This is a genomic window from Merdibacter massiliensis (genome assembly GCF_900155395.1).
Lineage (GTDB): Bacteria > Bacillota_I > Bacilli_A > Erysipelotrichales > Erysipelotrichaceae > Merdibacter > Merdibacter massiliensis.
The window spans coordinates 98,428-118,702 of record NZ_LT699722.1 but is presented as its reverse complement, the minus strand read 5'-3'; the positions used below and the strand labels follow the sequence as shown (position 1 = coordinate 118,702).

General features: G+C 43.0%; 26 protein-coding genes. 14 read left to right on the top strand and 12 right to left on the bottom strand.

Annotation, left to right across the window (positions count from 1 at the left end; genetic code table 11):
* The first annotated feature begins 4 nt into the window (after positions 1 to 4).
* Positions 5 to 214: a transposon-transfer assisting family protein gene (locus BQ9859_RS04385; RefSeq protein WP_002584960.1), complete on the top strand. Its 210-nt coding sequence runs from the start codon at positions 5 to 7 to the stop codon at positions 212 to 214.
* 201 nt (positions 215 to 415) lie between these two features.
* Here BQ9859_RS04385 and BQ9859_RS04380 read toward each other — a convergent pair whose 3' ends face one another.
* The 3 genes from BQ9859_RS04380 to BQ9859_RS04370 form a co-directional block, all read right to left on the bottom strand.
* Complete coding sequence (locus BQ9859_RS04380; protein ID WP_002584959.1) at positions 416 to 1,750, bottom strand: relaxase/mobilization nuclease domain-containing protein; 1,335 nt, start codon at positions 1,748 to 1,750, stop codon at positions 416 to 418.
* On the bottom strand, positions 1,711 to 2,040 hold the full coding sequence (locus tag BQ9859_RS04375) for a plasmid mobilization protein (protein ID WP_002584958.1): 330 nt from the start codon (positions 2,038 to 2,040) through the stop codon (positions 1,711 to 1,713). The genes BQ9859_RS04380 and BQ9859_RS04375 overlap by 40 nt, the downstream gene beginning before the upstream one ends.
* A gap of 201 nt (positions 2,041 to 2,241) precedes the next feature.
* Complete coding sequence (locus BQ9859_RS04370) at positions 2,242 to 2,598, bottom strand: helix-turn-helix transcriptional regulator (protein WP_002584957.1); 357 nt, start codon at positions 2,596 to 2,598, stop codon at positions 2,242 to 2,244.
* Positions 2,599 to 2,996: 398 nt separating this feature from the next.
* Between BQ9859_RS04370 and BQ9859_RS04365 the strand changes: the two genes are divergently transcribed.
* The 7 genes from BQ9859_RS04365 (at position 2,997) to BQ9859_RS04335 (ending at position 7,702) form a co-directional block, all read left to right on the top strand.
* A complete protein-coding gene (locus tag BQ9859_RS04365) occupies positions 2,997 to 3,182 on the top strand; it encodes a cysteine-rich KTR domain-containing protein (protein WP_003431289.1) in 186 nt (61 codons plus the stop codon).
* 16 nt (positions 3,183 to 3,198) lie between these two features.
* Complete coding sequence (rlmN, locus tag BQ9859_RS04360; RefSeq protein ID WP_002584956.1) at positions 3,199 to 4,182, top strand: 23S rRNA (adenine(2503)-C(2))-methyltransferase RlmN; 984 nt, start codon at positions 3,199 to 3,201, stop codon at positions 4,180 to 4,182.
* Positions 4,183 to 4,655: 473 nt separating this feature from the next.
* Positions 4,656 to 5,093 (top strand): sigma-70 family RNA polymerase sigma factor, encoded by a 438-nt coding sequence (locus tag BQ9859_RS04355; protein ID WP_002604474.1) that lies wholly within the window; start codon positions 4,656 to 4,658, stop codon positions 5,091 to 5,093.
* The gene (locus BQ9859_RS04350) at positions 5,077 to 5,319 is read left to right on the top strand and encodes a helix-turn-helix domain-containing protein (protein ID WP_002604473.1); all 243 of its coding nucleotides are present in this window, start codon (positions 5,077 to 5,079) and stop codon (positions 5,317 to 5,319) included. Before BQ9859_RS04355 ends, BQ9859_RS04350 begins: the two co-directional genes overlap by 17 nt.
* 11 nt (positions 5,320 to 5,330) lie before the next feature.
* Positions 5,331 to 5,546, top strand: coding sequence for a hypothetical protein (locus BQ9859_RS12410; RefSeq protein WP_206671749.1), 216 nt, complete (start codon positions 5,331 to 5,333; stop codon positions 5,544 to 5,546).
* A gap of 231 nt (positions 5,547 to 5,777) precedes the next feature.
* Positions 5,778 to 5,951, top strand: a complete 174-nt coding sequence (locus BQ9859_RS04340; RefSeq protein WP_002604472.1) for a transposon-encoded TnpW family protein — start codon at positions 5,778 to 5,780, stop codon at positions 5,949 to 5,951.
* A gap of 77 nt (positions 5,952 to 6,028) precedes the next feature.
* Positions 6,029 to 7,702 carry a recombinase family protein gene (locus BQ9859_RS04335; protein WP_002604471.1) on the top strand — a complete coding sequence of 558 codons (1,674 nt, stop codon included), beginning with the start codon at positions 6,029 to 6,031 and terminating at the stop codon, positions 7,700 to 7,702.
* Here the strand turns inward: BQ9859_RS04335 and BQ9859_RS04330 are convergent.
* The 5 genes from BQ9859_RS04330 to BQ9859_RS04310 all read right to left on the bottom strand — a co-directional run bounded on the left by BQ9859_RS04330 (position 7,695) and on the right by BQ9859_RS04310 (position 10,315).
* Positions 7,695 to 7,853 carry a recombinase family protein gene (locus BQ9859_RS04330; RefSeq protein ID WP_083662659.1) on the bottom strand — a complete coding sequence of 53 codons (159 nt, stop codon included), beginning with the start codon at positions 7,851 to 7,853 and terminating at the stop codon, positions 7,695 to 7,697. The genes BQ9859_RS04335 and BQ9859_RS04330 overlap by 8 nt on opposite strands.
* Positions 7,854 to 7,999: 146 nt before the next feature.
* Positions 8,000 to 8,194 carry a hypothetical protein gene (locus BQ9859_RS04325; RefSeq protein ID WP_002334813.1) on the bottom strand — a complete coding sequence of 65 codons (195 nt, stop codon included), beginning with the start codon at positions 8,192 to 8,194 and terminating at the stop codon, positions 8,000 to 8,002.
* Between the two features lie 72 nt (positions 8,195 to 8,266).
* Positions 8,267 to 9,211: a MobV family relaxase gene (gene mobV, locus BQ9859_RS04320; protein ID WP_075877035.1), complete on the bottom strand. Its 945-nt coding sequence runs from the start codon at positions 9,209 to 9,211 to the stop codon at positions 8,267 to 8,269.
* 183 nt (positions 9,212 to 9,394) lie between these two features.
* Positions 9,395 to 9,790, bottom strand: a complete 396-nt coding sequence (locus BQ9859_RS04315) for a replication initiator protein A (protein ID WP_008395976.1) — start codon at positions 9,788 to 9,790, stop codon at positions 9,395 to 9,397.
* Positions 9,791 to 9,901: 111 nt separating this feature from the next.
* A complete protein-coding gene (locus tag BQ9859_RS04310) occupies positions 9,902 to 10,315 on the bottom strand; it encodes a cysteine-rich VLP domain-containing protein (protein WP_044930679.1) in 414 nt (137 codons plus the stop codon).
* Positions 10,316 to 10,796: 481 nt separating this feature from the next.
* Here BQ9859_RS04310 and mtnN point away from each other — a divergent pair, with 481 nt between their 5' ends.
* Genes mtnN through BQ9859_RS04290 form a run of 3 tightly spaced genes read left to right on the top strand, consistent with a single transcriptional unit; the run spans position 10,797 to position 12,888 of the window.
* A complete protein-coding gene (gene mtnN / locus BQ9859_RS04300; protein WP_008395978.1) occupies positions 10,797 to 11,492 on the top strand; it encodes a 5'-methylthioadenosine/S-adenosylhomocysteine nucleosidase in 696 nt (231 codons plus the stop codon).
* A 43-nt stretch (positions 11,493 to 11,535) separates the two neighbouring features.
* Entirely contained in the window at positions 11,536 to 12,336 is an 801-nt protein-coding gene (locus BQ9859_RS04295) for a helix-turn-helix domain-containing protein (protein ID WP_008395979.1), read from the top strand.
* A 36-nt stretch (positions 12,337 to 12,372) separates the two neighbouring features.
* Positions 12,373 to 12,888: a hypothetical protein gene (locus BQ9859_RS04290; protein WP_015573183.1), complete on the top strand. Its 516-nt coding sequence runs from the start codon at positions 12,373 to 12,375 to the stop codon at positions 12,886 to 12,888.
* Between the two features lie 234 nt (positions 12,889 to 13,122).
* On the opposite strand, the gene BQ9859_RS04285 is transcribed toward BQ9859_RS04290, so the two are convergent.
* Complete coding sequence (locus BQ9859_RS04285; protein WP_075876486.1) at positions 13,123 to 14,379, bottom strand: IS110 family RNA-guided transposase; 1,257 nt, start codon at positions 14,377 to 14,379, stop codon at positions 13,123 to 13,125.
* 301 nt (positions 14,380 to 14,680) lie between these two features.
* Here BQ9859_RS04285 and BQ9859_RS04280 point away from each other — a divergent pair, with 301 nt between their 5' ends.
* Complete coding sequence (locus BQ9859_RS04280) at positions 14,681 to 15,547, top strand: aminoglycoside 6-adenylyltransferase AadE (protein ID WP_001255868.1); 867 nt, start codon at positions 14,681 to 14,683, stop codon at positions 15,545 to 15,547.
* Here the strand turns inward: BQ9859_RS04280 and BQ9859_RS04275 are convergent.
* From BQ9859_RS04275 to BQ9859_RS12600, 3 genes are all read right to left on the bottom strand, one after another.
* Positions 15,496 to 15,921 (bottom strand): hypothetical protein, encoded by a 426-nt coding sequence (locus BQ9859_RS04275; RefSeq protein ID WP_032548332.1) that lies wholly within the window; start codon positions 15,919 to 15,921, stop codon positions 15,496 to 15,498. The two genes, BQ9859_RS04280 and BQ9859_RS04275, sit on opposite strands and share 52 nt — an antisense overlap.
* Before the next feature lie 239 nt (positions 15,922 to 16,160).
* The gene (locus tag BQ9859_RS04265; RefSeq protein ID WP_075877034.1) at positions 16,161 to 16,286 is read right to left on the bottom strand and encodes a helix-turn-helix transcriptional regulator; all 126 of its coding nucleotides are present in this window, start codon (positions 16,284 to 16,286) and stop codon (positions 16,161 to 16,163) included.
* 90 nt (positions 16,287 to 16,376) lie between these two features.
* Positions 16,377 to 16,595, bottom strand: a complete 219-nt coding sequence (locus tag BQ9859_RS12600) for a glycine zipper domain-containing protein (protein WP_235846389.1) — start codon at positions 16,593 to 16,595, stop codon at positions 16,377 to 16,379.
* Between the two features lie 235 nt (positions 16,596 to 16,830).
* Here BQ9859_RS12600 and BQ9859_RS04260 point away from each other — a divergent pair, with 235 nt between their 5' ends.
* A complete protein-coding gene (locus BQ9859_RS04260) occupies positions 16,831 to 18,087 on the top strand; it encodes an IS110 family RNA-guided transposase (RefSeq protein ID WP_075877033.1) in 1,257 nt (418 codons plus the stop codon).
* Between the two features lie 1,740 nt (positions 18,088 to 19,827).
* Positions 19,828 to 20,193: a hypothetical protein gene (locus BQ9859_RS04250; protein WP_075877031.1), complete on the top strand. Its 366-nt coding sequence runs from the start codon at positions 19,828 to 19,830 to the stop codon at positions 20,191 to 20,193.
* The last annotated feature ends 82 nt before the right edge of the window (positions 20,194 to 20,275 follow it).

Below are 20,275 nucleotides of genomic sequence, written 5' to 3'. Positions count from 1 at the left end.
TAGCATGAATACCCGCTTTACCATTGAGGAAGAAAACATTGTTGCGATCTACGCCGAGGACAGCCGGGAAACAACGCTTGAAAATATCCTTGCCGCCATGCCCTACATGGACGAGGATATGCGCCAGCTTGCCGCCGCAGCGGTGAACAAGCTGCAAGCCATGACGGACAGCGAGTTTTCCGAAAGGGAGTTTATCTTGACCGACGAGGAATAGCCCATAGAGAACAGGGGCGCGGTTGCCGATTTCCGGCACCGCGCCCCTGTTCTTTTTTTGTCCTTGCGTGGACAATTAGAAAGCCGTTTTTGCGGGTTTGAATATACTTTATCGTCTATGTCGTTTTCATGCGCTGGAAGCCGCAGAAACACAGGCGTTTTCAGCCCTTAACATTCCACTTGCCACCCCATGTTTTGCGCCTTATCGCTCCTGCTCCCGCGCCCTGCTTTGGGACGGGTAAAGAATACTATCGACGTTCTTTTTGACAACGCCGTATTCCTGCATTTGCTTCTTGGCTTGCCGATAATCTTCATACAATTTGGTTTTCCTGTCGTTTAAGCTTCTATACTCCTTGCGCAGCGCGGCGAGATCGGGCAGCTTCTTTATCTGCATTTCCTTTAATGCCCTTGCCGCAGCTTCAAACAGGATAATTTCGCTTTCATGCCCCCGCAGATACTTTTCCTTGTCCGGCGATTTTCGGTATTCATCGTAAATCGGTTTTAACTGTCGGTATGTGGTGGTGTGCTTGATAAGCAGCGACAAATCAGACATACGCTGTTCCACTTCCTTAACCGCCTTTGCCGCCGCGTCATGAGCGGTCATAATATCGGCTATCTTGCTTTCAAGTTCGCTATAATACTCAATCTTGTTTTCGGTTAGGAAGTTCATGCTTTTAGCAGCCTGTTTCAGATTATGGATTTTTGCCCACCGTTCATAGCCCGCCGACTGTTGGGCTTTGATACTGTTTTCAAGATCGACGACAAGCCGGATTTTCTTATCTTCCCGCAGCGTTTTTGTTTTGGCAACATACACGCCCTTGATACGCTCCTTTATCGCTTCTTCCGTATAGGCCGCGCCGAGCGTCTTTGTGCGGGTAAACCGTTCCTGTCCGGCAGCGCGAAAGGAAATGTATTTGCCCTGTTTGATTTCATACCCCATTTCCTGCAAGCGGCGCAGCAGTTCGTCAAAATCTTTCACTTGGGGAATGAGAGTATCTATCGCCGTTTTCAGCTTTGCTTTGTAGCTTGTCCCTTGCTTTTCGGCGGTGTATTCTGCATAGCTTTTTCCCTTGTCCTGTCCCGGTACGACGACGGATAGCCCATGCTCTTTACATATCCTGTCGCTGGTGCGCCGGATAAAGTGATAGCTTTGCTTGTTGGAATGGTACTTTTTGTAGTCAACGAAGCTAACCGCGTTGAAAATCAAGTGATTATGCAGATGGTCTTTATCGACGTGAGTTGTCAAAACAAACTCATACTTGCCGCCTAATACCGCCCCGGCAAGTTCCATGCCGATTTTGTGCGCTTCTTCCGGTGTGGTTTCTCCCACCGCAAAGGATTGTATCAAGTGCCGCCCTAAATGTGTGCCGCGATCTCCGGCAGCTTCCCGCGTCCATGCAAACTCAATATCGGCGGTTTCCAGCCCGCAGCCGAAAGAGGACGCAAGCAGCTTCCCGTCTGTCTTTTCGGGATTTAAGATATAGTCTATCGCAGCCTTTAAGGTTGATTTAATAGGGTGCGTCTTTGTAACCGCCATATCTCGTCCACCGCCTTTTTAATGTCCTCTATATCCTGCCTGTAAACCGTCCCCGTCGCATTGGCGCGTTTTGCAATTTGGTTGATGTTCCGGCTCACCGCTTGCAGTTCCCGGATATATGCTTTTGTGTCGCTTCGGTCAACGACAAGAATATACCCGTCTATCGCCATTTTACGGAAGTATGCCCCATACTGCTTTATGGGAAGCTGCTTCATCTTCTCGTCGATCAGCCGCTTTTCTTCTTCCGTAACGTAAAACTTCATCTGTATATTTCTCTTTCGGTTTTCCATTTCCGCACCGCCTTTCGGTATAAGGGTTTGGGATTATCCCAACAAGCATTTTCCGCAAACGGGTACTCGTTTGCTGTGCTTGCTATCTACTCCATACCCCCACCGAAAGGCGGTATTTGTTGCGCGTTCCTTTGATTTTGGACGCAAAAAAAGATTGCAGCCGCCATGCGCTGCAATCTCCCGATTTCTCATATTGTGAGGTTAATCCTCTGCTTTTTCGACTTCCGTTATCTCCCTTGCTGTTGCGGTTACAATCCGTATGCCTTTATCGCTCATACCGTCCAGCAGCGCGTCAAGCTGCCGCCGCCCGGTGGATTTCTCCGCATTGCTGTTCGGGAAGAAAAATTGATCTACCGAAATATGATACCGGGTTACAAGGTCATAGAATACCTGTAAACTCGGCTGTTGTCCCTTGTTCTCGATATTCGCAAGGTAGCGCGGGGAAATATATAACTCGTCGCTTACCTTTTTGCGGCTCTCGCCGTATTCATTTCTCGCGGCTTTTATAGCTGCCCCGAAAGCCTTAAAGTCGTACAATGGTACGGGTCTTTTTGCCATTTTCATTCACCCTGTTACATTTTACAGTTCACCTTTCTTTTTGGATATGTCCACACAATTCATATCATTAGGTTAAATACTTCCTGTTGTGTATTGACAGTAGACTGATTTTCTGATAAAATAAAATTTATGTAAAAGGAGGCGGCGTTTATGTTGCATAGCATGCGTATTAGATAAGCATTGAAAAAAAGGATTTTCCCATTTTCAACATGGGCTTTTTTGTCATGCTTATTTTGCGGATGCTATACAAAAAACTAACGACGTATAGATATAGTATAGACATAGTGCAAGCTATGCCTTAGTTTTGTTGTACTGCTCTGTGCATTATAAATGCAGGTCAATGCTCATGTTGAGGATTGACCTGCATTTTTTTGTGTAAAAAGGACGAGTGAAATATAATGCTTAAAAAATATTGGATAAAATGTCCGATTTGTAACGGAAAGACGAGAGTTCAAGTATTTCATAATACTGTATTAAAAGATTTTCCTCTTTTCTGCCCTAAATGCAAATTGACGCATATCATTGATGTAGAAAAATTAGAGATTGTAATCAAAAATACAGAAAAACAAACTTTTATTATTTAGAAGAAAGGATATAAAAATGAAACGTTTACCTAAATATACGCCTGCGGAAGTACGGAATGATCCATACGGATTTACTTACAAAGAAATGTCGGAAGTTATTGGCGAGAATGAAGCAAAAGCCTTATATGAAGAATTATATAAGCAATTACCACGCAAAAAAAATCTATCAATGTTGGTAAAAAATATTTGCAAAAGCAGTGATACTGAAAAGTATGTTTACGAACTGAAAGACAACAAATACATTGAAACGGTTTTTATCAAGCGGCGAGATGGTGGAACTGTTTGCGTGAGCACACAAGTCGGTTGTCCTGTTGGTTGTATTTTTTGTGAGTCCGGGCGAAATGGCTTTGTTCGTAATCTAACATCGTCAGAAATCGTACAACAGATTATATTGTTGCGTCGAAAAGTAAACCGTATCGTTTTTATGGGTATGGGAGAGCCTTTATTCAATTATGACAACTTGATAAAAGCAATCCATATTCTCCGAGATAGATATGGGCTCAACTTTCCAACCGACGGCATTACCATATCAACAGTTGGTCCGGTTGATCAATTAAAAAAATTGCGCGAGGAACATCTTAAAATTCAGTTGACAATATCTTTACACGCAGCAACACAATCTGCAAGAAATCGTATTATTCCTCACATGCGCATATATGCTATTGAAGATGTTGTTAAGCAAGCCTTATCCTATTCTGAAAGGCATAATCGCAAAATTGTCTTTGCGTATTTGCTTTTACCGGGTATAAATGACCGGCCCTCAGATGTAAGACAACTTGCAAAATGGTTTCGGGGCAAAAAAGTTATGATTAACGTGTTACAATACAACCCAACAAGCAATTCAAGAATTAAAGCACCACAGAAACGGGAAATAGTTGCATTCAAACATCAATTAGAGCAAGCAGGACTTGAAGTTACTATGAGAGTTTCTCATGGCAGAGAGATTAACGCGGCTTGTGGACAGTTAGCTAACACATATAATAAATTCAAAAAAAAATGATTAAAAGTGCCAGACGCATAGACGCAGAGCCGATAACGCATTAGGTCAAAAAACCTATGTGTTATCGGCTTTTTTATTTAATATTGCGCAAAAGCCGCTGTTCCCTATTATAGAATGGATTGCGGGTAGTGTATTAAAGTCGCCCTTTTTTAAGGATACGGCGGTATCGGGGAGGTATCGCCGTGTCCATTTTTATTTACTGTAACCCGCCTAATGCTTTGCGGTCAAAAAAAGCTATGCTCCGCAAGCGGGATATTCCGGCTATGAATGTGAACTGTCAATACATTTAGCTACTGCTTACATTTCCTTTGCGCCCGTCCGCGTCTTGCGGACGGGCGCATTTTGCTTTTTTCAACTTTTTTCTGAAAAGCGCACTCAAGAGCCATCTCCCGAACGGGTACGGAGCGAAAGGGGCAGAGAGGACAAGCCCTTAACTCCCGTCCTCTACTCCACGCGGGAAGGAGGTGAACTCTATGGAGCTATCTTCTTCCGACAAGGAAAGAATACAACATCAGTACGACGCATTAGCAAAGAAAACTTTGGTCGGCGAAGCGAAAAGCCACCGCCGCACTCTTGCGAAACGCGCAGCACGCGAAGTTACTTTTTCGGATTTGAGCGAAAGCGAACTCGCGCAGCTTTTCACAACGGACGAATACGAAAGCGATTATTTCCGTTTTCAAGTGTCCGGCTTTGATGTACTCGTCAAAAATGAACTGCTTGCCGAAGCCCTTAACGCTTTGCCCGAAAGGAAACGCGACATTATCCTTTTGTCCTACTTCTTGGATATGAGCGACGCGGAAATTGGCGAACTGCTGAATGTTGTACGCACGACGGTTTTCCGGCACAGGAAATCCGCGCTTGCGAAAATCAAACAGTATTTGGAGGGAAAAGCAGATGATGAATACCGTTAGGAAGTCTGAAAATCTGTTGCCGTTCCCTGTCATTTCCGCAGCGGCAAACGGCGACACAACCGCCATGTGCGCGATCTTGAAGCACTACGAGGGTTACATAGCGAAACTTTGTACCCGCACGCTGAAAGACGACGCGGGCAATACCTATTCCTATGTGGACGAGGAAATGCGTAACAGGCTGCAAGTGCGCCTTATTACCCGCACCCTTGCTTTTCATGTAGGATAATCTTTTAGCCCATGCGGGGAGCGTGTCCCCTTTCCACGCTTCCCGTTATGGGCTATTTGTCGTTCCGCAAAAGCATATCCGCTGTTGATGTGCTTTTGCAGGCCGACAAAGCCTATTGTTCTTTGACAAAGAAAGCGGCCTTTGGTGCGCAGCATAACAGGCAAACGGGTACATTCCGTCTGTACCGAGCCAGTCGGCGGGTACGCCATGACAGCTTTTCCCCATAGGGGAAAAGCCGAGCGAGAACTACCGCGCCGTAAAACAGGTTTAGCAGCTTGTGGGCGACGACATACAAGGCGGCACAATGATACTCCCGCGTTGAACACCCTCAAAGTATTGCGCGGCGCACCCATAAGCATGGGCCGGGGTGAAACTCCCGTGAGGTTGCAGCTAACAACCGCCCGTTTTTGCCTTTTGACGAATATAGTTTATCCATACAGGAAAAGGAGGTTTTTCTAATGGATAAAAAACAGACAATTACAACCGAACGCAAAATAGGGAAAATCACCTATCTTGTTCAAGCGTTGCCGAGTGAAAAGGCAACCGATACAATCCATAAAAAGATTGAGAAACTCATTGTAAAGGATTTGCAGAAAAAGCCCGGAAATCCGGGATTTTTAGCGTCCGAGTAGTGCATTAGGCGGCGGGATATGGTATAATGATAGCAACACATTATACCTGTTTATTCGGCTGTCGGAAAGGAGGACTAATGTTACAGTCGAATAAAATCACCGCCCTTTACTGCCGTTTAAGTCAAGAGGATATGCAAGCCGGAGAAAGCGGAAGCATACAGCACCAAAAAATGATACTTCAACGCTATGCGGACGAACACCATTTTTTGAACACAAAGTTTTTTGTGGACGACGGATTTTCCGGCGTGAGTTTTGAGCGCGAGGGGCTGCAAGCGATGTTGCAGGAAGTGGAAGCCGGACGAGTGGCGACGGTCATTACCAAAGACCTTTCCCGTCTTGGCAGAAACTATCTGAAAACGGGCGAACTCATAGAGATTGTATTTCCCGAAAACGGAGTACGCTATATCGCGATCAACGACGGAGTTGACACAGCGCGGGAGGATAACGAGTTTACCCCCTTGCGGAACTGGTTTAACGAGTTTTACGCCCGCGACACAAGCAAGAAAATCCGCGCAGTTAAACAGGCACAGGCGCAAAAAGGCGAGCGCGTCAACGGGGAATATCCATACGGCTATATCCCAGACCCGAACAACCGCCACCACCTTATACCCGACCCGGAAACCGCGCCGATTGTCAAACAGGTTTTCGCTATGTTTGTTAGCGGCGTGCGTATGTGCGAAATCCAAAAATGGCTTGCGGAAAACAAAGTCTTGACGATTGGAGCGTTGCGCTATCAGCGTACAGGACAGGCGCGGTATCAGCGGGCAATGATCGCCCCCTATACTTGGCCGGACAAAACGCTCTATGACATATTAGCAAGGCAGGAATATTTAGGGCATACCATAACCGCGAAAACTCACAAGGTATCCTACAAGTCGAAAAAGACCCGGAAGAACGAAGAAGAACAACGCTATTTCTTCCCAAACACCCATGAGCCGCTTGTTGACGAGGAAACCTTTGAACTTGCGCAAAAGCGGATTGCTACCCGCCACCGCCCGACAAAAGCAGCGGAGATTGATATTTTTTCCGGCTTGCTGTTTTGCGCTGGTTGCAGACATAAGATGTATTACCAACAGGGCGTAAATATCGAGCCGCGCAAGTTTTCCTATTCTTGCGGCGCATGGCGCAACAGGGCAAGGACAGGCAGCGAGTGTACCTCTCATTATATCCGCAAAAACGTACTTCTTGATTTAGTGCTGGAAGATATGCGGCGGGTTTTGCGGTATGTTAAGGAACACGAACAGGACTTTATCTGTAAAGCTACCGAGTACGGCGACATGGAAGCGAGAAAGGCATTAGCGCAGCAGCAAAAGGAACTTTTCAAAGCACAGGCGCGTATGACCGAACTTGACACGCTTTTCCGCAAGCTGTATGAGGACAACGCATTAGGCAGACTGACAGATGAACGGTTTGTGTTTCTAACTTCCGGCTATGAGGACGAAAAGAAATCCCTTGCCGCAAGGATAGACGAGTTACAACAGCAGATCGCAACCGTTACCGAGCGAAAAAGGGATATATCAAGGTTTATTCAGATTGTCGGGAAATACAGCGACATACAGGAATTGACCTATGAAAACGTCCATGAGTTTATCGACCGTATTTTGATACATGAATTAGACCGGGAAACCAACACCCGGAAAATCGAAATCCATTATAGCTTTGTCGGACAGGTTGATACCGAGCAGGAGCCGACGCAAGTTGTCAACCATGACCGCCGCAACATGGTAGATGTAAAAAGTATCGCTATCTAACCCCAGCAAAGTTCGTCCCCGACCAGCCATCGTCCACATACTCACCGACTACATGAAGTCCCTGTTCCTTTGCGTACTGTTGCAGGATTGTCCGCTGTGTTTCAATGCTTACGCTGTCACCATAGTTTTCATCGTCCCGGCTCAATCTCATATAAAGCGCCGTGTTGTAAATCGTAGTATTGTAAGGTTGTTTCACCGTTAAAAATCCTCCTTCTTAAAGAAACAACCCACGCTTACAATACTTTTGCTCTATGGCAATTATATCATAAGCGTGGGCGTGTTATCAATGATGGGCTATCAGGTTGAAGCGGCTTTTTCTGCGGTATGCCGCACCACATCTACAATCAGATCACCGAGGGGCTTCCCGCCTGCGGCGAAGTGTTCGGAGATTTTTATACGGTTGTTCCCACATACAAAATACTGCGTGCCGTTCTCTGCTTGTATGACCTGCCCTGTCCGGGGCGTAAAAATATCGCTTTCGCTTTTTGCCATCCAGTGTCCTCCATATTCAGTTTTCAAGGTACAATGCCGCACAGGGGCGGCGAAAATTTCTGCTTATATCTATCACCTTTCCTTTACTGTGTGCCGCTGTTGCCGTTTCACCTGCGCCAGCACTTCCGGCGGGATACGGTCAACGAAATTGCGGAGATTGTGTAATTCGCTTTCCAGCGTTGCCCGTTCCATGCGGTCTTTCATCTTGCCTTGCTCACTGGCCTTTGCCCTTGCTTCCAGCTTTTTGTTTTCTTCCAGCAGGTCATTGATTGTGACCTTGTACTTTTTCAACTGCCCGGAGAAGTTCTCCATCTGCGGGAACCACTTTTTCAGCATGAAGAGGGCTTCCTCTTTTTTCTTTCCGGCGTTCAGCGGGTTAATGCCGTCAAGGGCGGCTTCAATGGCTCTGGCCTGTTTGGAGAGGGAAACCGCCTGTTTGAAAAGCCGGGTGGGGATATGCTTCCGGCCTGTCTTGCTGGCACTCTCCCCACGCTCCAAGTCGGGATATTTCACCACCATATAGGCGTGAAAATCGTCCTGCCACTTCGTCAGGTTTGCCCGGTTGCCGATAATCTCCTTTGCACACAGGCAGTTGTCCTTTGTCAGCGGAACAAAGGTCAAATGCAGGTGGGGCGTTTTCTCGTCCATGTGTACCACCGCCGACACGATATTTTCCCGTCCTACCCGGCCAATGAGGAAATCTGCCGCCCTTTGGAAGAACGCCTGTATCTCCTTTGGAGATTTCCCCTTGAAAAACTCCGGGCTGGCGGTTATCAGCGTATCGACAAACCGTGTGCTGTCCTTGCGGGTTCGGCATCCGGCCTGCTCGATACGGCTCTGAATGAAGTGGTAATAGCGTCCCTCCGGCTTGACGATATGGAAATTGTATTTGCTCCAGCTTGTGTCAATGTCGGGGTTACTGGCGTATTGTTCTTTCTGCCTTTCGTGATGGGCTTCCAGCGGCCTTGCCGGGTTGCCCTTGTGCTTCTCAAACCGCAAAATTGCGTGTTGTGCCATTCTGCTCCTTTCCCCATTCCTTTCCTATCCTGGGTTTTCCACAGGGAAAATCCTGCCAGAATTATCTCTGATACGATAGGAATGGAATGGATATAAATAAATCATTTTAATCTTTGTATTTCTATATACCGTCCGGTTTTCGTACTTTAGGGGGGCGGTTTCCGTACTTCAAGGGTACGGTTTTCAGTCCTCCGGCGTACCAGAACGGGATTTCTTGAAGTCGGTGTTTGGAACCGCTTCATAGGATTTTGGAAAAATGCGGTTGGGTTTTCCACAGCCCTGCTTCTGGATCTCCACCAGTCCGGCGTATTGCAGTTCCCGCAGGGTGTTCACCGCTTTCTGCCGCCCACAGTGGAGCAGGTCAACCACTTCGCAGATAGGGTAATACAGGAAAATCCGTCCGCAGTCATCCGCCCACCCATTCTTGCGGGATAACTCTGTCCGGCGCAGGATAAAGGTGTACAGAACCTTTGCCTCGTTAGACAGGGGCTTGAATGTGGGGGCTTCAAAGAGAAAATTCGGGAGCCGGGTGAAGCTGAACGCCTTTTCCGGCTGATGAATGTAAATCGTGTTTGTCATATCGTGTTTTGTGGACGGTTAGAAGCCCGTTTTCCGGGGCGGGCGATACTTTATACCACCTGCCCCGGTTTGGGGCTTGCGGAGCCTAATAAATCAAGGCTTTTTTCGCTCCTAACTGTCCACAGCAGACCTCCTTTTCCGTTCACTTTCTGTTTTCTGCCGCCTGTGAACTCTGGCGGCACAGCCGGGGCAGTATTTTGCCCGGTTGGATTTGGGGACGAACACACCGCCGCAGACCACACAGCGTTTCAAGTCCTTATCCCGGAAAATCTCCGCTTCCAGCGTCCCGTCCAGCGGCAAGACCGCCCAGCGGAACCACTTACAGCAGACCGAGAAAGAAACTGTCTGCGGGCAGGTGCAGGTGTCCCCATCATCAAGGACAATGCAGTTGCCGTCCTCACAGCAACAGCACTCCTGGCGTATCAGGCTGGCCGCCTGTTTCCTTTGCGCCGGTGTCATGCGGTAAAGGGAACCGTCCGGCCTGCGTTCCAGCGGCGGCAAGTCTTTATAGGGGTTATCTCTCATGCGTTCCCTCCATTTTGCTTTCCGTTGCCGTTCTCCCCGAAAAGGTTTCTTGCCCCATGCCTGCGGCGTGTTCCCAACAGGGGCCCCCGCAAAGTCGTCAGACTTTGTGGGGAGAGGAGCCGCAGCGGAGCGAGTGAGCTTTCGCCCTCTGGCGGAAGCGAATGATACGCAGCTTGCGGCGACGAGGCACGCTCCCCGCAACTTCGGGACAACTTGTCCCGAAGTGACCTCTGGACAAAGTGTCCAGAAGCTGGCTCCTTGCAGTGCTTCCCCAGCCGGGGTATTCCTTTTTGGACGGTCATTCTGTTTTCAAGGTGCTGTCCATCGATGAACTACCCTAAGTCTACACCTAAATGACCGCCCGTCCCGTATATCCGAAAGGTAGGAAATCGGCTTAAAAAACAGGCTATTTCCGTGCTCTCGGAATTATGGTAAAATAAACATAAAAATTGGCTTTCAAGCCATAGGAGGACAATAATCTATGAAAATCGGAATTTTATGTGCGGGTGACGAAGAACTCGCCCCATTTTTGCCCTTGATAAGCAACTGTAAGATAACGGAAAAAGCTATGCTGAAATTCCATGCTGGACAGATTGATAGTGTAGAAGTTGTCGCCCTGTTTTCCGGCGTGTGCAAAGTAAATGCCGCCATAGCCGCTCAGCTTTTGATAGATGTATTTTGCGTGGATATAATTATCAATTCAGGGACAGCGGGCGGTATGGAGCCAGAACTTGAAATATTCGATACAGTTATCTCCACAGAAGTTTGTTACCACGATGTAGCGCCAGACATTTTAACGGAATTTCATCCGTGGATGAATTCTGTGTTTTTTGTGGCAGACCCAAAGCTGATAGATATGTCAAAGTCTGCTGTTGACAAGCTTTCAACTTCTGGAAAGGTAGTTTGGGGCCGTATGGTAACGGGAGAATCGTTTATAACCGATGAGAGCCGGCAAAAAATAAACGATGAATTTGCTCCCTTGACGGTTGACATGGAAACTGCCAGTATCGCTCATGTCTGCTATGCAAATGACATACCGTTTATCGCCATTCGGTGTGTGACCGATACTGAAAAACACAGCGGAGTTGATAATTTTGACGGAAACTGTGCAAAAGCATCAAGTATTGCCAAAGATATTACGGTTGCTTTATTAAGAGAAATCAAAAAGTCGTGGTAAGATTGGATGATATTTTAGAACAGAGGACAGAGGGGGGGAGAGTATGGCCCTAACTATTCAAGAACGACTAAAAGACCTGCGTGTGGAGCGTGGCTTGACGCTGGAACAGCTTGCGGAACAGACGCACCTCTCCAAATCTGCGCTTGGCAGCTATGAAGCGGACGAGTATAAGGACATCAGCCACTATGCCCTTATTGAGTTAGCAAAGTTTTACGAAGTGACTGTTGATTATCTGCTGGGCCGTTCCCAAACAAAAAATCACCCAAACGCCGATCTTGCAGACCTGCGTTTGAGCGACGATATGATTGAACTATTGAAAAGCGGGCGGGTGGACAATTCCCTCTTGTGTGAACTGGCGACCCACCCGGATTTTCCCCGGCTCATGGCCGACCTTGAAATCTATGTGAACGGCGTAGCGGGAAAGCAGGTGCAGAGCGCAAACGCCATTGTGGACGCTGTGAGTGCAACGATTATGAAACAACACAATCCCGGCTTGACTGACCCACAGCTGCGACAGCTTATCGCCGCCCATATTGACGATGACAGCTTTTGCCGCTATGTGATACAGCAGGACATAAACAAGATAGCCTTCGACCTGCGGGAAGCCCACAAGGACGATTTTTTCAGCGTCCCGGAGGACAATCCTCTGGAAGATTTTTTGCAGACCGCAGAGGAAACCACCAGAGAGGACAGCGACCCGGAGCAGGCGGCTATGGCATTTATCTGTAAGCGGCTCAAGCTGAACTATGGGAAACTGTCAGAGGAAGAAAAGAAGTGGTTGAAAAAGATTGCACAGAAATCGGATTTGCTGAAAAATCCAAAGCCGCAGCGGGGACGCAAGTAAGAGAATAATAAATCAGATTATATGGAGGTATTGGTTATGAAAAAGTGGTTACTGATAATTTCAGCGACTGTTATTTGCGTTGCTGCCGCTTTTTTATATTTCTTTAGTTTAACTCCCAAAGGAGATACCATTACCAGCAGAGAAAGCATATTGAACACCGCAATTTCAAAAGGGAATGAATGGACTATCGCAAAAGAACTGGAACTTGGCGGTTATATCGTGAGTGGAGCATACAGTACAGATAATAAATCTACACTTGCTATCTTTGAACCAACAGGAAATGGAGACTACAAATTTAGTACATCAACAAACCGAAATAGTGATGAGATTATTGTCGGTGGCGTTGCAATAAACGGAGAATGGTATGATTTAATTTGGTTTAATGGTGCTAAAACAGAGTATGCTGAAATCACTTATACAATAAATGGACAAGTGCAAGATACATTGAGATACAACACAGATGATATGGATATTATCTCAATTAAAAACCCAGAAAAAGAGTATTCCATTCATGTGGCTTACTATGACAATGATGGAAATAAATACGAATAAATTGTTTTTCATCGAGAAAATAGCAAAGCCAGCCGAGCCAGTCAACGGTCAAGATGAACGGCGCATTTCATGCGCCGCCGTTGACAGTCCCGCCCGTCTTTGCTAAAGGGTAATCAAGGCGGGAAAGCCCTAAAATGGCTTCACACCTATTTCAATAATTGGAGGAGATAAGTGTGAATAAAACTGTAAAAAAAAAGCCGACTTAAAAATAAGTAGTAAAAATATCGAAAAAATTTATAAGTTGATTTGAATAGAAGATATATCAATGCCGGATTGTTTCAAAAAGTTTAATGCTTCTTCAACTGTTAGTGATTGTTTGGTATCGGATCGTGGATTCATGAAGGATTCATAATCCGTTGGTTGAAATACTTCGCCTGTTAGGATCATGTGATAGATACTGACCAACATCATGCGTGCGATCGCAATGATGGCTTTCTTGTGACCACGTCGTTTCTTGATATTGGAATACTTTCTTCCAAAATAAGATGTCTTATCTTTGATGGTCGATAAAGCACATTGGACAAGCAGTGGTTTGAGATATTGTCCAGCTTTGGAGATACGAACTGACTTTTTCTTGCCGGCACTTTCGTTGTTGGCAGGAGAAAGTCCAGCCCAACTGACAAGTTGTTTGTCGGATTCAAACTGAGACATATCGATTCCTATTTCAGAGATGATCAGAATGGCCGATAAGGAACTAATTCCTTTTATTTGTGTGATATGCTGGAAAGATTCGCGTAAAGGATAAGCCCGCTTGACCAATTCTGCTTCACATGAATTGATGAGTTGATCCAAGTACTCCATATGATTCAATGATTTTTCCATCTTGAATCGTTGATCCGCTTCGATGTGATAGCCGTGAAGGGAGTCTAGTATCTTATCTTTGTTCTTACAATTTTTGTGAATGAGTTTTAAGATCTTGTCATCATCAATCACGTTTGGCTTCATGACTTCTTTCATGATATTGGAAGCTGTCTTGCCAAAAGGATCGGAGACAACAGAAGCTAATCCGATATTGGAAACGGTCATACAGTTCTGATAACGATTCCGTTCTGAAGAACGCATGCAGACCAGCTTGTATCGGTAACGGGCGATCTCACGCAGTTCTCGGATTTCTTTTGGAGGGATAAACGAGAATTTGATCAGATCATGTTTGAAGAGATCACAGATCCATTTGGAATCTTTCTTATCAGTTTTTTTGCCTTTGATGGCTTTGACATACTTGGGATGAGTTAAATGGACATTGATCTCACCTTCAAGAATGTTGAAGATAGGGATCCAGTATTTACCGGTAGATTCCATGCAGACATCACAACAGTGATAAGAATTCAGCCAATCCTTTAAACGATATAGGTCCGAGTTTAAAGTGGAAAAAGATTGTTGGAAATATTCTGTGATGTTCGACTGTCTATCGGTGATACCAATAGTAGCGACGACCAGATCTTTGTGAACATCCATGCCACAGCAGTTGAAACGAACGATTTTCATTGCCATATAAAAAAGCTCCTTTCATACAAAAGGAGAGGTGGCATTGACTGTCATCAAAGCGAATCGACAACAGTTGATTGAACAATCATAAGTGTCCAGGCTCAAAGTCCTACTTATTTGTGCTTGATATGATGACGGCAACTTATAAAAATACAGGATATTCAATTGAGTAGAATTCCTACTCACCTCCACGTGCTCTGTAGTATACCACCTCTCTTATAGGGTAACACGAAAATAAAGCATGTGGGATTTATTGATGAAATATTTGTGTCCGCGCGACTTTAGGCGCGGGGAAATGGAGGAAAAAATGAGATCAGAAAAGGAAGTTTATGATATTGTTTTGAATTTTGCAAAAACAGACAAACGCATTCGCATGGTTACTTTGGAAGGATCTAGAACAAATACAAATATTCCGCCTGATGATTTTCAGGATTTTGATATTACTTTTTTTGTTACGGATATGGACAGCTTCACAAGTGATGATAAATGGCTAGATATATTTGGTGAAAGGTTGATTCTGCAAAAGCCGGAAGATATGGAATTATTTCCAGCTGTAGAAAAGGGATTTTCATATTTAATGCTGTTTACTGATGATGTTAAGATAGATTTAACTTTGCTGCCGCTGGAACTGATAGACGAGTATTTTACATGGGATAAACTGGTAAAGTTACTGTTGGATAAAGACAACCGTATCGTAAAGCCGCCAATACCAACGGATATAGACTACCACTTGCAGAAGCCTACTCAAAGAATGTTTGACGATTGCTGTAATGAATTTTGGAATACTACAACATATGTAGTAAAGGGCTTATGCCGCAAAGAAATTCTTTTTGCTATTGACCATATGAATGATATAGTACGAAAAGAATTGCTTCGCATGATTTCCTGGCTGATTGGTATCAAACAGGGATTTCATTTCAGTTTGGGAAAAAACTATAAATTTATGAAGCAATATGTCCCAGAGGAATTGTGGGAACGACTTATGTCTACTTATAATATGGATTCCTATCCCCATATGTGGGAATCCTTTGAACAATGTATGGCATTGTTCCGGGAGGTTTCGTCAGAAGTGGCATGCCAGTTGGATTACCAGTATCCACTATATGATGAAAAAATCAGTAATTATGTGATTCGGCAAAAGAAAAAATATGGCATTGAAGATGATAACAAATAAAATTTTTTCAATCGAAAAAATTTATTTTGATTATTCAATTTTGAAAAACTGAATACCTCAAAATCAGAAAGAGCGCGGCCAAGCACTTTGAGGGATTGGCCGCCTTGTCCACCCATCCAGCGGGGCGGCGGGCGGCGGTCAAGGCCGGGTGTAACCCCGTTCATTTCAGCCTTGACGGTTGCCCGCTGTCCTGCTACTTTTCCGGGAGTGTGGCCACAACTTCGGGACACTTTGTCCACAAGTCGGAGCGTAGGACGAGGGACGGGGGCTTTCATATACGCCCTGTCTGCTGATGAAACCAGACCTGCGCTTGCGGCTCCACGCCACGCAAGCACAGCCCTGTTTTCTTGCCGCTTCAAATCTTGCCGCTTCAAATGCCCTTGCCCTCCCCGGCGGCAACGGCATTTTCACGACAACGCCGACAGAGCGTATAACACACTACACTTTGCTTCGCAAAGTCGTGTGCCAAATGGGGGCGTTGCCCCCTTTGGAAACCCCCACAAGAAAAGGCGATATGCTACCCCTCCACGGGGCGCATACCGCCTTTTCTTGTTATCCAGCCCTCCGGCTGTATTGGTTGAGCAAAAGTCAGCGTGGGATTGGTGTGGTATCTTTATCTAAGTGAACCCCCATTTTCCCATTTAGAAACGGTTTGTCTAACAACATGCAGCTTTACTGCCATTTCTTCTTGGCTTATACCTTTTCTTTTACGGTAATACTTGATATTTTCGTTTATCATGTTAAAACATTCCTTTCTTTCTACATTTAAATCGTATAAAGAATGCTTGTTTCTAACAAGCAACGAAAATCAACATAGAAAACAATACTTTCATTTTTGATCTTTATTGTCAGTTGAACCCCAAATGGCTCCAAAGGCTACACCGAGAGCTAATCCTATGCCGATATTATCAAAGACGGTACCTATTGCTAATCCTAGACAGATTCCTATTGCTAGTTTTTCGTTTGAACTGATCTTGTTCATTTTTTCCTCCATTTCCCCGCGCCTAAAGTCGCGCGGACACAAATATTTCATCAATAAATCCCACATGCTTTATTTTCGTGTTACCCTATAAGAGAGGTGGTATACTACAGAGCACGTGGAGGTGAGTAGGAATTCTACTCAATTGAATATCCTGTATTTTTATAAGTTGCCGTCATCATATCAAGCACAAATAAGTAGGACTTTGAGCCTGGACACTTATGATTGTTCAATCAACTGTTGTCGATTCGCTTTGATGACAGTCAATGCCACCTCTCCTTTTGTATGAAAGGAGCTTTTTTATATGGCAATGAAAATCGTTCGTTTCAACTGCTGTGGCATGGATGTTCACAAAAACCTGGTTGTCGCTACTATTGGGATCACCGATAGACAGTCGAACATCACAGAATATTTCCAACAATCTTTTTCCACTTTAAACTCGGACCTATATCGTTTAAAGGATTGGCTGAATTCTTATCACTGTTGTGATGTCTGCATGGAATCTACCGGTAAATACTGGATCCCTATCTTCAACATTCTTGAAGGTGAGATCAATGTCCATTTAACTCATCCCAAGTATGTCAAAGCCATCAAAGGCAAAAAAACTGATAAGAAAGATTCCAAATGGATCTGTGATCTCTTCAAACATGATCTGATCAAATTCTCGTTTATCCCTCCAAAAGAAATCCGAGAACTGCGTGAGATCGCCCGTTACCGATACAAGCTGGTCTGCATGCGTTCTTCAGAACGGAATCGTTATCAGAACTGTATGACCGTTTCCAATATCGGATTAGCTTCTGTTGTCTCCGATCCTTTTGGCAAGACAGCTTCCAATATCATGAAAGAAGTCATGAAGCCAAACGTGATTGATGATGACAAGATCTTAAAACTCATTCACAAAAATTGTAAGAACAAAGATAAGATACTAGACTCCCTTCACGGCTATCACATCGAAGCGGATCAACGATTCAAGATGGAAAAATCATTGAATCATATGGAGTACTTGGATCAACTCATCAATTCATGTGAAGCAGAATTGGTCAAGCGGGCTTATCCTTTACGCGAATCTTTCCAGCATATCACACAAATAAAAGGAATTAGTTCCTTATCGGCCATTCTGATCATCTCTGAAATAGGAATCGATATGTCTCAGTTTGAATCCGACAAACAACTTGTCAGTTGGGCTGGACTTTCTCCTGCCAACAACGAAAGTGCCGGCAAGAAAAAGTCAGTTCGTATCTCCAAAGCTGGACAATATCTCAAACCACTGCTTGTCCAATGTGCTTTATCGACCATCAAAGATAAGACATCTTATTTTGGAAGAAAGTATTCCAATATCAAGAAACGACGTGGTCACAAGAAAGCCATCATTGCGATCGCACGCATGATGTTGGTCAGTATCTATCACATGATCCTAACAGGCGAAGTATTTCAACCAACGGATTATGAATCCTTCATGAATCCACGATCCGATACCAAACAATCACTAACAGTTGAAGAAGCATTAAACTTTTTGAAACAATCCGGCATTGATATATCTTCTATTCAAATCAACTTATAAATTTTTTCGATATTTTTACTACTTATTTTTAAGTCGGCTTTTTTTTTACAGTTTTATTCACACTTATCACCTCATTTTGATTTTGTTGTTATTCTTTAATAGTTAACTCTTAAAAGAGCATCTCTACATATTACATCAAAATGTTCATCGATTTTGAAGAATTTAAATATCGTAGTATCAATTTCTGGAAAAAACTTGTAGTTTATCAAAAATAATAAGTGTATCATTTTCGATATATTGTTTAGATGGCTCAATTTTAGATGTGTTTTTAAGACATTTTGCATTAATAATCATACTTAGTAATTATCTTATAATTTGCTCCCTCTACAAAATAGATATAGATGATACTTTTATCATTTTGATAACCAAATCGTATGATGGATTTATCCTTATCTGCTTGTCTTGGACCTTTACTGGTCAATGATGTCTTATTTGGTTCTGTTCTTCAATTTAACAAATACCTATCTATTTTTCGTTTTGAATATAGCATTGTGTAACAGATCTTTTACATATAAGTATAGACAGAATAAAAAAATGCACAATAGAAAACCACAAAAAAATAGCATATTTCACTTATATATTGCACATTTTAATAGGATAGTTGTCAATATTTATCATAAAATATGCATATGGTTTGAATGAATATGCAAGCTGAGGATTATTGGATTCATATTTATATTTGTATATATTTTAAGGGATAAAAATCTATTGATATCTATCGATTACTAAATAAATAAAGTAATTTCTAAGCTAAACATATATTGATACAAGAATATTTATCAAATTAATAAAAATTATATATACATAAATTTATTATTTAACAATAACATTTTTAAAAAGATATATAAAGTCTTATTATACAAGACAATTTTTGCTATGATTTTTATATAAAATATAGTTAGATACCTGATAAAACGTGTACTGCTTTCTTATCACATATAATTTATTATCCTGTTGATTTTTAAGAAATGCATAGAGAATAGTTATGGATTGCATCATGCAGATTCCAGTACGGCGGATTATAGAAACATTCGTCTTTATGAGGAAGAGCATGATTCTACATAATGATTTTGTAATATTCATATGATCAGCAATATTCTATATAAAGGATTACTGATGATTTTTTCTATTTGCTGTTTTTATTTCACTATTGATTCTTGTGTGAGAATAATCATCATGAAATAAAATCTACTCATATTTGTCTATAGTATGTATGGAATTCTGGTTCTAATAGAAAGGTAGAGGTGAACAAAATGGAATTCAGTTATATATTTGTTTTAGGTATATTATTTATTTTGCTCATTATGTTCCCATTTATTGTTGAAAAAATTCTTAAACAGATTTCAAAGACGAGTCAAAAAATGGAATTATCTTATATCATTTATTTTTCGGTATTAATTTTTGTGATTCTTCTCTGCTGTATACCTGTTATGCTTATCATGCGTGTGTCTAACTTGATGTTTATAAATTTAATAGCTCTGCCGTGCATCCCTTGGCTAATCTATAAAAGGTATCAAATGATTTTGCAAAATAAGAGAGATAGTTATTATTTTATCTATATATTCCTATTTGAGATCATTCTATTATTTATGTTTGTTACATGTATATGCCTCTTTTCTACAAATATAAGTTATTGCATTTAAGTTTATCTGTTAGTATTGATCTATTAAGCATGAAAGAATATTGTTAATGAAGCATCAGAGCTGCTCTGATGCTTCATTCATACCAGGAGGAAAAGAAATGAAAAAAATTTTAGGAGCATTTATCATTTTCCTTGCTTGTGCTTTGTTTTACTATACTTACGATTCATTTAATTATATTCACTATAGTAATATATTAAATTTAGAAAATGCTTTATCTAATGAAAAGCATTGTTATAATTTGGTGATCGAAAATCAAGAGAAAGCGGAAGATCTGGCCAAAGCAGTTACTGCATATTCAGACGATCATAATATCCAATTTATCATAAAAAAACTGATGCCAACAGAGGATGGAACTTACTTGTACCATTACTATGTTCAAACTGTAGATGATCGCTGGATATATAAGTCGATCCATATGACGAGCGGCAAGAAAATCTCATTAACTTCTTCAACAAATAAGTAATACCTTTCATCAGATTCAAATGACAAAAATGCAGCTGGTACATTTTCTTCTTATAACAATAAGCATTTTTCGCAGGAAAATG